Source organism: Paenibacillus sp. FSL R7-0210 (assembly GCF_038009085.1).
Taxonomy (GTDB): Bacteria; Bacillota; Bacilli; order Paenibacillales; family Paenibacillaceae; genus Paenibacillus_AQ; species Paenibacillus_AQ silagei.
Window position 1 is genome coordinate 1,972,924 of the sequence record NZ_JBBPAR010000001.1, and the last position, 12,479, is coordinate 1,985,402.

At 53.5% G+C, this 12,479-nt stretch carries 8 protein-coding genes; 6 read left to right on the forward strand and 2 right to left on the reverse strand.

What is annotated here, in order from left to right:
• The first annotated feature begins 10 nt into the window (after positions 1-10).
• Together MKY64_RS08570 and MKY64_RS08575 are read left to right on the forward strand one after the other, a co-directional pair.
• Positions 11-1,696, forward strand: a complete 1,686-nt coding sequence (locus MKY64_RS08570) for an ABC transporter permease (protein WP_340952203.1) — start codon at positions 11-13, stop codon at positions 1,694-1,696.
• Positions 1,693-3,063 (forward strand): MBL fold metallo-hydrolase, encoded by a 1,371-nt coding sequence (locus tag MKY64_RS08575; protein WP_340952205.1) that lies wholly within the window; start codon positions 1,693-1,695, stop codon positions 3,061-3,063. The genes MKY64_RS08570 and MKY64_RS08575 overlap by 4 nt, the downstream gene beginning before the upstream one ends.
• Before the next feature lie 901 nt (positions 3,064-3,964).
• On the opposite strand, the gene MKY64_RS08580 is transcribed toward MKY64_RS08575, so the two are convergent.
• The gene (locus tag MKY64_RS08580; RefSeq protein WP_340952207.1) at positions 3,965-4,423 is read right to left on the reverse strand and encodes an AraC family transcriptional regulator; all 459 of its coding nucleotides are present in this window, start codon (positions 4,421-4,423) and stop codon (positions 3,965-3,967) included.
• A 228-nt stretch (positions 4,424-4,651) separates the two neighbouring features.
• On the opposite strand from MKY64_RS08580, the gene htpG reads away from it, so the two are divergent.
• The gene (gene htpG / locus MKY64_RS08585; RefSeq protein ID WP_036724793.1) at positions 4,652-6,535 is read left to right on the forward strand and encodes a molecular chaperone HtpG; all 1,884 of its coding nucleotides are present in this window, start codon (positions 4,652-4,654) and stop codon (positions 6,533-6,535) included.
• Between the two features lie 198 nt (positions 6,536-6,733).
• Here htpG and MKY64_RS08590 read toward each other — a convergent pair whose 3' ends face one another.
• Positions 6,734-7,603 (reverse strand): LysR family transcriptional regulator, encoded by an 870-nt coding sequence (locus MKY64_RS08590; RefSeq protein WP_339310111.1) that lies wholly within the window; start codon positions 7,601-7,603, stop codon positions 6,734-6,736.
• A 141-nt stretch (positions 7,604-7,744) separates the two neighbouring features.
• On the opposite strand from MKY64_RS08590, the gene MKY64_RS08595 reads away from it, so the two are divergent.
• From MKY64_RS08595 to MKY64_RS08605, 3 genes are all read left to right on the forward strand, one after another.
• Positions 7,745-8,833 carry an RNA-guided endonuclease InsQ/TnpB family protein gene (locus MKY64_RS08595; protein WP_340952210.1) on the forward strand — a complete coding sequence of 363 codons (1,089 nt, stop codon included), beginning with the start codon at positions 7,745-7,747 and terminating at the stop codon, positions 8,831-8,833.
• 151 nt (positions 8,834-8,984) lie between these two features.
• Complete coding sequence (locus MKY64_RS08600; RefSeq protein ID WP_445671694.1) at positions 8,985-10,730, forward strand: ABC transporter ATP-binding protein; 1,746 nt, start codon at positions 8,985-8,987, stop codon at positions 10,728-10,730.
• Positions 10,727-12,466, forward strand: coding sequence for an ABC transporter ATP-binding protein (locus MKY64_RS08605; protein WP_209879558.1), 1,740 nt, complete (start codon positions 10,727-10,729; stop codon positions 12,464-12,466). Before MKY64_RS08600 ends, MKY64_RS08605 begins: the two co-directional genes overlap by 4 nt.
• Positions 12,467-12,479 lie beyond the last annotated feature (13 nt).

The following is a 12,479-nucleotide window of genomic DNA, read 5'->3' on the forward strand; positions in this document are numbered from 1 at the left end:
GGTGAAAGCAATGAGTCCAGTCTCCATGGACAGTAACCGGATACTTCGGAGAGCGGGCTTGCTGCTCTCCTTCTTTTTGCTGGCAGTCAGCATCGGCATTCCGCTTCTGCTCATCTTCTGGCAAAGCGTTACCCCGGATCAGCGGTTGGACTGGATGGCCCCTCTCCGTACGATCACCGGACAGAGTCTGTCCGGGGTGCTGCTGAACTCGGTATGGCTTGGTATATGCGTAGTGGCAGGAACTACGCTGCTTGCGATGCCGCTGGCCTGGATGATGGCCAAGACCCGCATGGGGCTGCACCGCTGGATTGATGTTATTCTGCTGATTCCATTCATGACCCCGCCGTATATCGGCTCCATGGGCTGGATTCTGTTCATGCAAAAAGGCGGATATCTTCAGCAGTGGCTTCCGGGTGCGGTTGCGTTAAGTGATTCTTTCTTCAGCTTCTGGGGAATGGTCTTCATTATGAGCATGCATCTGTTCCCGTTCCTGTATCTGCTGCTTCGGGATGCACTTATCCGCATAGGCGGCAATCTGGAAGAGGCGGGAGCGGTGCACGGGGCAAAGGCAGGCTACCGCTTCCGGCGGATCATCATGCCGCTGTTGCTGTCGGCCTATGGCATGGGGGTGATGCTCGTCTTCGTCAAGACGATTGCGGAGTTCGGAACACCGGCTACCTTCGGCCGCAAGATCGGCTATTATGTCATGACCTCGGAAATTCATAAATATATTTCCAGCTGGCCGATTGACTTCGGCAAGGCTACATCGCTCGCATCGGTGCTGTTGTCGGTCTGTCTGGTCATCTGGTACATGCAGTCGGCGGTCAGCCGCCGGTTCACTTACCGTCTGGTGGGGGGCAAGGGACAGCGCTCCAAGATGTATTCCCTGCGCGGCGGTGCAGGCTGGCTAGCGGGCCTGTATCTGGCTGCCCTGCTGCTATTATCCATAGGCATCCCCTACTTCTCGATTATCGCCGCCTCGCTGATGAAGCTGCGCGGTTCCGGGCTGTCGCTGGACAATCTGACGCTGGATCATTACAGGGAGCTGCTCTCCTGGGGATCGGCGAGCCTGAAGGCGATTGGGAACAGTCTGGGGCTGTCGCTTGCCGCAGCATCGGTGGCTGTCGTGCTTGGAGCCGGCCTTGCCCTGGCCATCGGCAGGTCTTCGGGGCGGCTGCAGCGGATCATTGATCTGCTGAGTCTTTTGCCTAATACGGTTCCGGGCATTGTAATGGTGGTGGGGCTGATTCTGCTCTGGAATGCGCCATGGATGCCCTTCACGCTCTACAACACCTACGGGATGGTAGTGCTTACGTATGTGGTGCTGTTTCTTCCTTATACCGTGCAGTATGTGAAGTCCAGCTTCTCGCAAATTAACGGGTTGCTGTTTCAAGCGGCCCAGGTGAGCGGAGCAGGCCCGTTCTATATCTTGCGGCGGATTCTGCTTCCGCTCATTATGCCCGGTATGCTGGCAGGCTGGATGATGACCTTCACCATATCTGTACGGGAGCTGGTTGGATCGCTGCTGATTCTGCCGCCTTCGATGCAGACCTCGGCTACGTATATTTTTGCCCAGTTCGAACAGGGGCAGGTATCGCTTGGCATGGCCATGGCGGTGGTATCGGTTGGCTTGACGGTGCTGCTGCTGCTCGGCATTGAACTGCTGAATTCCAGAACAAAGTGGACCGGATTATGACGAAGCTGACCATATGGGGCGGAGCCGGTGAACACGGGCGTTCCGCTTACCTCCTGAGTGGAAGGGGCTACCGTCTGCTGCTTGATTGCGGCGTCAAAAAAGGCGGAGCCGGACAATATCCCCTCATCGAACCCGGGCAGGCGGCAATGCTGGACATGGTACTGCTCTCTCATGCCCATGAGGATCATTCGGTAGCGGTGCCGCTGTTGTATGCGCAGGGTTACAAGGGTGAGGTATGGACAACGCGGGAAACGCGGGCGCAGCTGGATGCCTATTTCCGCTCCTGGCGTTCGAATATTAACCGTGAGGGCCATGAACTGCCATACACTGAAGCAGATGAACAAGCGATCCGTTACCGGTATCTGGAGGAGGAGGGCAACTGCCTGTCCTGGTTCAGACTGATTCCCGGGGTTCAGGTCATGTGGGGACGAAGCGGGCATCTGGCGGGATCTGTATGGTTCCTGATCGCTGCGGAAGGGCACTCAATGTTCTATTCCGGTGATTATACGGCGGAATCCTTGTTACTTGCGGCTGATTCACCAGCTGAGGCGATACAAGCAGCCGGAGGCATCCCGGATGCGGACCAGAGGCTGAGGGTATGGTCGTGCGGCCAGCGTCTTGATCTGGCGGTTGCCGATGCGGCGTACGGAATGGACGAGGAGAGCCAGTCTGATAAGCTGAGGCAGCTGGAGCAGGCCATCCGCAGGACTGCGGCACGGGGGGGCAAGGTGCTGCTCCCGGTTCCGGCAGGCGGACGCGGCCAGGAGATGATGCTGTGGGCCGCCAAGCTGTTCGGTGATCTGCCGATGGTAGTGGAAGCGAAGCTGATAGAGGGGATGGGGCGGCTGGCAGCCTCGCCGTTCTGGCTTAGGAGTGCTGAGCGAACAGGGGGGTATTCCGCAGCGGATCACATAGCAGACTTTCTTGCCGCCCGCCGCTGGACGATGCCGCAGAGCGAGGTGGAACGGGAGGAGCTGCTGTCAGGCTCCGGTCCTTCCCTGTGGTTCGTGCCGGATGGCATGATGCAATCGTCCTTGTCCCGCTGGTACTATGCGAGGTGGGCGTCCCATTCAACCTATTCCGTGCTGATCACCGGTCATGTAGCGGCCGGTACCTTCGGATACAAGCTGCTGCATGAACCGGGACAGCATGGAGTATGCGAAGTGCTTAAGCTGCGTTACAAGGTGCATCAGGGCCTGGAAGATGTGCAGCGTATGCTGAAGTCTCTTCCGGTCCGGCACGCCGTACTGGTTCATGCCGCGAAGCCAGAGACCGACAAGCTCCGTGAAGCCTTGATCCAGGGCGGGCAGCTGACGGGCTGCACGCTGCATTCTATGGGACCGGGGGAAACGCTGGATTTGGGTTAACTATGAAAAGATGAAAGAGGCTGTCTCGTAAGCGGAAATTTGCTTATAGAGATGGTCTCTTTTCTTATTTTTTAGGAAATTATGAATTTCTTCGGATGTCTAAAGGGGAGCGGATGGAATGTATTTGAAAAACCGAATACAACTTGTTGGGGGGCGGCGCGTGGGCCAAATGTAGGCGGAAAACCGAACACATTGGGCAGTGCGGAGGCGCGTGGACCCAATGTATGCGGAAATTCGAATACAATCGTTGCTGCTGCGAGAAGGAATGCACCCCATGCTCCGCAGCCTGTAACATTGTTAGAAAAATCCTGCAAGAAGTGCAGCAATACGGCCGAATAGAAACGACTGATGCTAAATTCCTGCAGGAAATGCAACAAAGCTAGTGTTAACTTGCTCTGAACACCGGAATTTCTGCAAATGATGCAACAATGTACCACAACCAGTAACTTTTTTAGTGAAGTCCTGCAAAATGTGCAACAATGCTGCTTCATACAAGCGGTTGGTGAGAGAAAACGCTCAGAATTGGTGAGAGATGGGCGGAACACCGCCAGAAAAGGAAGAAAGATTTTAGGACGTATGCGAAAATCGACTACGAGGTGTGTAAAAGGAAAATGGGCTGGAAGTATATCACCAGAAGGCGATGAGGCACCAGTATACTTCGCCCGTTAGGGGGATTTTGTCTGCTTCCCGCATAAACAGCGGAGCGGGCAGAATGATTGTGGAAAAGCGGAGCGTTCGCCTTTGTGTCCGGATTTTCACCGCTAAGGGGGAATGAAAAAATCTGGACACAACAGCGATGGGAACAACGTTCTGTTTGCGGAGCGTCTACACAAGCGCCTATGTTGATCCTGCCTCGTTCATGGCATTTGGGACTTCCGCTTTTCAAAGCGCCTTCCTGCCCTTATTCAAATACAGGAAAACAAAGCTCACAAAGATGCCTGCTGACCATGTCTTCCGTGTATCTCTCCATAACTGGCCGCCCGGGATCAAGCTTATGGCCGCTGCGTGACAACGCCGGGAGAATCTCGGCCCATGCTTGTCCGACAGCTTCAGCCGTATGCTGGAGGGTTACCACTGCGTAGGCTCCGCCGGGAAGCTCGCCGTAAGGTACTGAGGCCCCGGAGGGAGGATTCTCAGGCAGGCTGATGCAGGCATCATATCGGCAAAGCTCCGGCCTTGTAGTTGCAGGGTTATCCTGCGGAATGCCGAACAGCACCGCCGAGCCTTGAAGCAAGCCTTGTTCCCGCGCCCACAGCTTCAATTGTTCCATCGCCTGAGCGTTGCCGGGGCCGTAGGGGCCTGTCTGCCGTACATAAGCTATACGTGTTGCCGGAATGCTTTCGAGCTGAATGTTCATCATTAATCATTATCCTTTCTGTGGTTAAGTGGTCAAATGGAGTACAACCCGAATGCTAACATGGACTAAAATAGAATGCATTTCTTTTTTTGTGGGCTTACTAGGCGGCAAGATGTTGACATCAAAAACTAGAATATGGTATATAAAAGGGAGTGTTAGCACTCAAGTGAGTGGAGTGCTAAACGATGCTCGCAATCCGAAGGTTACTTTTGAAAGGAGATTTATTTATTCATGGCTAAAAAAGAGTTTAAAGCTGAATCCAAAAGACTGCTGGAAATGATGATTAACTCCATTTATACGCAGCGCGAGATTTTTCTGCGGGAGCTGATCTCCAATGCAAGTGATGCCATCGATAAAATCTATTACAAGGCACTGGCCGATGATAGTCTGGTGTTCAATAAAGAGGACTACTACATTAAAGTAAGCGCCAACAAGGATAGCCGCACGTTAACCATTGCCGACACCGGCATCGGGATGACGCAGGAAGAGCTGGAGAACAATCTGGGGATTATCGCGAACAGCGGCTCGTTTGCTTTTAAGAAGGATAATGAAGCTAAGGATGGACACAACATCATCGGACAATTCGGGGTCGGATTCTATTCCGCATTCATGGTGGCGGACGATGTGACCGTAATCAGCAAGGCGCTGGGCAGCGAGCAGGCGTTCAAATGGGAATCCCAGGGTGCGGACGGCTACACGATTGAGCCTTGTGAGAAGGATACGGTCGGTACCGAAATTACGCTGAAGATCAAAGAGAACACCGAGGACGATAACTACGACGAATTCCTGGAAGAATACCGTCTGAAATCAATCATCAAGAAGTATTCGGACTTTATCCGCTTCCCGATCAAGATGGACATTACCAGCAAACAGCCTAAGGAAGATGCTGAGAATGAATTCATCGATGTCACCGAAGAGCAGACGGTCAACAGCATGGTGCCGATCTGGCGCAAGAACAAGAAAGAGCTGACCGAAGAAGATTACAACAACTTCTATGCAGAGAAGCGTTACGGGTTCGACAAGCCGCTGAAGCACATCCACATCAGTGCGGACGGCGCAGTGGTCTACAACGCGATTCTGTTCATTCCGGAGAATACTCCGTTTGACTACTATACCAAGGAATATGAAAAAGGCCTGGAGCTCTACTCCAACGGCGTGCTGATTATGAACAAATGCGCCGATCTGCTGCCGGATTACTTCAGCTTCGTCAAGGGGATGGTCGATTCCGAGGATCTGTCGCTCAATATCTCCCGTGAGATGCTGCAGCATGACCGCCAGCTGACGATGATTGCTAAGAACATTAAGAGCAAGATCAAGAGCCAGCTCCTGAGCCTGCTGAAGGATGAGCGTGAGCAGTATGAGACGTTCTATAAGTCTTTTGGCAGACAGCTGAAGTTTGGGGTCTATAACGACTACGGTATGGAAAAAGAAACACTGCAGGACCTCCTGATGTTCCACTCCTCCAAGGAGAAGAAGCTGGTGACGCTGGCTGAATATGTTGAGAGAATGCCGGAAGACCAGAAATATATCTACTACGCTTCGGGTGAATCGGTAGAGCGCATCGAGAAGCTGCCGCAGACCGAAATGGTGCTGGACAAGGGCTATGAGATTCTCTACTTCACTGATGATATCGATGAATTCGCAATCAAGATGATCATGGCTTATAAGGAGAAGGAGTTCAGAAATGTCTCCAGCGGCGACTTGGGGATTGAAGAGAGTGCCGAGGATAAGCCATCCGAAGAGGAAGAGAACGAGAACAAGGGATTGTTCGAAGCTATGCAGGGCATTCTGTCCGGCAAAGTGAAGGCAGTCAAAGCCTCCAAACGGCTGAAATCCCATCCGGTCTGCCTGTCCACTGAAGGCGAGCTCACGATCGAGATGGAGAAAATCCTCAAGGCCATGCCTAACGGCGGCCAGGATGTGCAAGCGGACAAGGTGCTGGAAATCAACATTCACCATGATGTCTTCAAGTCCCTGAAAGCGGCTGCCGAAGGCGACAAGGAGAAGCTGGGTCTGTACACCAACCTCTTGTATAACCAGGCGCTGCTGATCGAAGGATTGCAGGTTAATGATCCGGTGCAGTTCACGAACGATATTTGTAAAATCATGGTCTAACACCGGCGCTGCCGCCGGGCTGTTGACCTTGACTGATTAAAAGACCCCGCGACTGGCTGCTTAGGCCGGCGCGGGGTCTTTTTGGAAAGAATTTATATGTTTTGTGGGGTTATTTAGTGCATATATGGAAAGCGTCCTGCGGCAGGATGACCGGCGCAGATAATGGACATCCTCCAGAAGGAAGGGGCCTGAGCGTGTTCACAGTGACTTGAAGGTCTCGATGAACTTGGTAGCCATGGACGACAAATATTTATCCTTCATCCATACGGCGGCTACGCGGGTGCGCAGGGTCTCGCAAAGGATCTCTTTGTAGATCAGGTTGCTGTGATTAGCCAGCTCGAACGCCGACTTGGGCACGATGCCGATCCCGAGTCCTGCATTGGCCCAGAGCAGCGTGGTCCGGGCATCATCATTCATACAGAAGATCTGTGGCCCAAAGCCGTGCTCCAGGCAGGTCTCGCGGATGAGCTGCTCGAAGCGGCGGTAGATAATCAGCGGTTTGTCCTGCAGCTCGCCAAGCTGAGCAGCACTCTGGCTAGGGGCCCAGTCATAATCAGCGGCCATCACCGCGATCATCGGCTCCGAATGGAAATACAGGCATTCCAGATTGCTGGTGTTGAACGGGGTGCGGATAATGCCCACCTCAACAATGCCCTTGTTCAACAAGTCGATAATCATGAACGTATTGCCTTCATGAATCTCAAAGGTTACGCCCGAATACCGCTTATGGAACGCTGTCAGCGGCTCGTGCAGCAGGGTAGCGCCTGATGAAGAGACCGTTCCAATGGTAAGGCTCCCCTTTAGTCCTTTGGCATAGTCGCTGATCTCCCGGGCGGTGGAGTCCGTTAACTCCAGGATCTGCTGGGCCCGGTTACGCAGAATGATTCCGGCATCCGTCAGCTGGATGCTGCGCGGTCCGCGCTCCACCAGCTTGACTCCGAGCTCCTCCTCCAGCAGCTTGAGCTGCTGGCTGAGCGGCGGTTGGGCCATTTGCAGCTTCCTGGCTGCGGATGTAATTTGTCCTTCCTCGGCAATCGCCAGGAAATACTTTAATTGGCGGATATCCATGGTTGAGCCTCCATTTGTAAGGGTTATGACATACGTTATCCATATGGGATAGATACGAAACCAATATTATGAATATGTAAGCGGGTATGACATAATCATAACGGGTCTTTTATTTTTTTCAAGAAGGATAACAGAAACGATATGTTGAGGAACAATAAACAAGGGGGTGAGACCCTGCAAACCGTAACGATTCAAATCCGCATTTTTCCACCCCGTCCGTCTGTACTGGTGGATATGGGGGGCGAATATATTCGAACCGTCAACGAATTAACGGAGCAAGCAGAAAGATCTGGAACGTTTCCGAAACTAACTTCAAAAACCGTTCATGCCAATCTCCCCTCTGCTGTAAAGAATCAAGTGATTCGAGATGCCAAAAGCCTATTTCAGCGGTTCAAGAAAACGAAGAAGCGACCTCTTCTCCAAAAGAGGGTGTACTACGTGAACAATCAAAATTATACGATTTGGGGCAACACCATTTCTTTCCCGGTGATCCTGGATGGAAAAGTACAACGTCTTGCGGTTCCTGCGCTTCTTTCGGATCGGGAGCGAGACATCCTTTCGAATGGGAAGCTTGGACTTCTGCGCGTGGTTCAAAAATCAGCAAAATGGTTTGTTCAAATTTCAATCGAACGCCTCACCAAACCAGTCGATGGTGATGAAGTGATGGGGATTGATCTAGGCTTGAAAGTGCCTGCTGTTGCCGTAACCTCAAGTGGCAAGACCAAATTTTGCGGAAATGGACGTAAAAACAAATTTGTTCGCCGTAAGTACAGCAGCTATCGCCGCAAATTAGGAAAGCTTAAAAAGTTATCCGCGATCCGTAAACAGAGCGACAAGGAAAGTCGTTTTATGAAAGATCAGAATCACAAAATCAGCCGCCAGATCGTGAATATGGCGATTCAAGAAAAGGTGTCTGTCATCAAGCTAGAGAAACTGACGAATATTCGTAAGACGACAAGAACAAGTCGTAAAAACGCTAAAAATCTACATCAATGGTCGTTCTATCAGTTGCAAATGTTCATCGCATATAAGGCGACACTTGCTGGAATCCAAGTGGTTGAAGTGAATCCGGCATACACCTCGCAAGCCTGTCCCTCTTGTGGAGAGCGGAACAAAGCAAAGGATCGAACGTATCATTGCAACTGCGGGTATACAGCACATCGGGATCGGGTCGGTGCCATCAACATCATGCGTCAACCTGTGGCAGATGGTAACAGTCTGCCAGCCTAGATAGCTATAAGCTCTGATCTAGGATGGGCGAATGAACTCGCCCTTAACTTAGCAGTAGGGCAAAGCGGAAACGTATGCGCCCGCTAACTAGCTAAGAATCCCACCCTTTTAAGGGTGTGGAAGTTCAAATACTACGCTAAGTTAGGTGAGGATGAATGTGCGCAAAATTGCAGTATTCTTAAAACCGTACAAGAAAGAAGTGACAATTGGGCCGATTTTCAAGCTGCTGGAGGCGATTCTCGAGCTGCTGCTGCCGACGATTGTAGCCCTGATCATCAACAACGGAATTGGCAAGCAGGATAGCAGCTACGTCTACCGGATGGGGTCCCTGATGGTGCTGATGGCTATTCTGGGCTTCGGCTGCTCCATGGTATGTCAATATTATGCGGCGCGGGCCTCACAGGGGTTCGGCACTACGCTGCGCAACAAAATGTTCAAGCACATCTCTTCGCTGTCGTATGCCGAGCTGGATGTCATCGGCACGCCTTCGCTGATCAACCGGATCACGAACGACGTTAACCAGCTGCAGTTGGCAGTAGCCATGCTCATCCGGCTGGTCATCCGTGCGCCATTCATCTGTATCGGGGCTATTATTATGGCGATGATTCTGGATTTCCGCCTGTCGCTGATCCTGATTGCCGCCACTCCGGTCTTCGGTGTTATTCTGTACTTCATCATTACGCGCAGTTCACCGATGTACCGCAAATATCAGGCGAAGCTGGACGCTCTGGCGCTGGTGCTCAGCGAGAATCTCTCAGGCATCCGGGTGATCCGGGCCTTCGCCGAGAGCCGCCGCGAGAAGCAGCGCTTCAATGAAGCCTCTGAGGATCTGACGCAGACGGCCATCCGTGTCGGACGGATCTCCGCTTGGTTGGGACCGATGACGACACTGGTAGTGAACGCGGCGATTATTGCCATTCTATGGGCAGGCGGCATTCACATTGAAGCCAGGAGTCTGTCGCAGGGTGAGATTATTGCATTCATTAACTATGTAACCCAAATCCTGCTGGCCCTGATCGTAGTCTCCAATCTGGTCATTCTGTTCACCAAAGCCTCGTCGTCTGCCAGCCGCATCAATGAGGTGCTGGCGATGACAGCTTCGGTTGTTGAAGTGCCTGCTCATGCACCTGCTGCGAAGCGGGACGGAGCAGCGCCGGTGATTTCCTTCCGCAATGTCTCTTTCGGCTATAACACGACCGGTGAGCTGGCCCTGGAAAATATCTCTGTAGATATCCTCAAGGGGCAGACGGTAGGATTAATCGGCAGTACCGGCTCGGGCAAGAGCACCTTCGTGAATCTGATTCCGCGCTTCTACGACGTTGTGGAAGGGGAGGTTAGGGTCGAGGGTGTAAACGTACGGGACTATCGGCTGGAGCAGCTGCGCAGCAGAATAGGCATTGTGCCGCAGAAGGCGGTGCTGTTCACTGGGACGATTGCCGAGAATATCCGCTGGGGGAAGGCGTCTGCTACCCGGGACGAGATCACGGCTGCAGCGGACGTTGCCCAGGCTGAGGAGTTCATCACCCGGCTGCCGGAAGGGCTGGATACGCTGGTGGTACGCGGCGGGCATAACCTGTCCGGTGGCCAAAAGCAGCGCCTGACCATTGCCCGCGCTGTCGTCGGACGTCCGCCGATTCTCATCCTGGATGATTCCTCCAGTGCGCTGGACTTCGCTACGGATGCGGCACTGCGCCGCGCACTAAGCAAGAACAGTACAGATATGACCGTACTGCTTGTATCCCAGCGGGTGAGCACAGTAAGGCAGGCTGATCAGATTATCGTCTTCGATGAAGGCCGGATTGCCGGAATCGGTACGCATGAGGAACTGCTGGAGAGCTGCGCAGTCTATCAGGAAATCTGCATGTCACAGCTCTCAAGCGAGGAGGCTTTACAATGACCAGTACAATGACCTGGAAACGTCTGTTTCAATATACCCGTGAGTACCGGAAAATAACGTATGGAGCTATCTTCTGCGCCATCCTGAGCGTGGTTGCCAGCCTGATCGGGCCGCTCCTGATTGGCCGCGCCATCGACCATATGATCGGACCGGATCGGGTGGAGTTCCCGGAAATTCTGCGCCTGCTGCTGATTCTGGGCAGTGTATATCTGGTCGGCAGCTTCTTCGGCTGGCTGCTCACTTATTATACGAATAAGCTGGCGTTCCGCACGGTCTATGACCTGCGCCGCGAGCTGTTTGACAAGCTGGACGCCCTGCCGCTGAAGTTCCATGATAACCATCCCCAGGGCGACAGCATCAGCCGGTTCGTGAACGACATGGATGCCGTCTCTGACGGGCTGCTGCAGGGCTTCTCTACGCTGTTGACGGGGATCGTAACCATTGCGGGGGCCATCGGGCTGATGCTCTATATCAGCCCGATAATGACGCTGGTGGTGCTGCTGTCTGCCCCGGCAACCTTCTTCGTTGCCCGCTTCATTACGATGCGCTCCCAGCAGCTGTTCCGTGAGCAGGCCAAGATTCTCGGGGGGCTGAACGGCTATGTTGAGGAAATCGTCGGCGGGCAGAAGGTGGTGCAGGCTTATCATTACGAGGACCGCTCCTTTGCAGGCTTTGCGGAGCGGAATAATGAGCTGTACAAGACAGGGACGAAATCGCAGTTCTATGGCTCGCTCTCGAACCCGACTACGCGGCTGGTTAATAATATCACCTTCTCGCTGATTGCGATGATCGGAAGTGTGCTTGTTATCGGAGACCTGTTCTCCGTAGGGGACCTGTCCAGCTTCCTGATCTATTCCAGTCTGTTCGCGAAGCCGTTCAATGAGATAACCGGTGTGATCACACAGCTGCAGTCCGCCACAGCTTCGGCGCAGCGGATCTTCACCATTCTGGATCTCCCGCAGGAAGCCCCGGACCAGCCGGATGCATATGTGATGGAGAACAGCCGGGGGACGATCACCTTCGACAAGGTAAGCTTCGCTTATACACCGGAGCGCCCGCTGATCAAGGACTTCAGCCTGGAGGTGAAGCCGGGCACACGCGTGGCAATCGTCGGCCAGACCGGGGCGGGCAAGACCACATTGGTCAACCTTCTGATGCGCTTCTATGAAGTAGACAGCGGAACGATCCGGATTGACGGAGTAGATATTACCTCCATCACCCGCGACAGTCTGCGGCGCAATTTCGGCATGGTGCTGCAGGAGACCTGGCTGTACGGGGCTTCCATCCGCGACAACATTGCTTACGGCAAGCCGGAGGCCTCCGAAGCGGAGGTGATTGCGGCCGCCAAGGCCGCGAATGCGCACAGCTTCATCAAGCGCCTCCCTGAAGGCTATGACACCAGGATCAGCACCTCGGGAGATAATCTCTCCCAGGGCCAGAAGCAGCTGCTCACCATTGCCCGCGTAATGCTGGTTGATCCGCCGATGCTCATTCTGGATGAGGCGACCAGCAGCATTGATACGCTGACAGAGGCGCGGATACAGAAGGCCTTCCTGGCGATGATCACCGGGCGGACCAGCTTCGTCATTGCCCACCGGCTGTCCACGATCCGCGAGGCGGACCTCATCCTGTTCATGAAGGATGGAGATATCGTGGAGAGCGGAACGCATGACGGGCTGCTGGAGAGCGGAGGCTACTACGCCCGCTTGTACAACAGCCAGTTTACGGCGGTGTAACTAGGAATACGGC

Coding starts and splice junctions, on each gene's coding strand:
- MKY64_RS08570 (WP_340952203.1), top strand. CDS start 11: ATGAGTCCAGTCTCCATGGACAGTAACCGGATACTTCGGAGAGCGGGC.
- MKY64_RS08590 (WP_339310111.1), bottom strand. CDS start 7,603: ATGGATATCCGCCAATTAAAGTATTTCCTGGCGATTGCCGAGGAAGGA.
- MKY64_RS08580 (WP_340952207.1), bottom strand. CDS start 4,423: ATGATGAACATTCAGCTCGAAAGCATTCCGGCAACACGTATAGCTTAT.
- MKY64_RS08575 (WP_340952205.1), top strand. CDS start 1,693: ATGACGAAGCTGACCATATGGGGCGGAGCCGGTGAACACGGGCGTTCC.
- MKY64_RS08600 (WP_445671694.1), top strand. CDS start 8,985: ATGAATGTGCGCAAAATTGCAGTATTCTTAAAACCGTACAAGAAAGAA.
- htpG (WP_036724793.1), top strand. CDS start 4,652: ATGGCTAAAAAAGAGTTTAAAGCTGAATCCAAAAGACTGCTGGAAATG.
- MKY64_RS08605 (WP_209879558.1), top strand. CDS start 10,727: ATGACCAGTACAATGACCTGGAAACGTCTGTTTCAATATACCCGTGAG.
- MKY64_RS08595 (WP_340952210.1), top strand. CDS start 7,745: ATGTTGAGGAACAATAAACAAGGGGGTGAGACCCTGCAAACCGTAACG.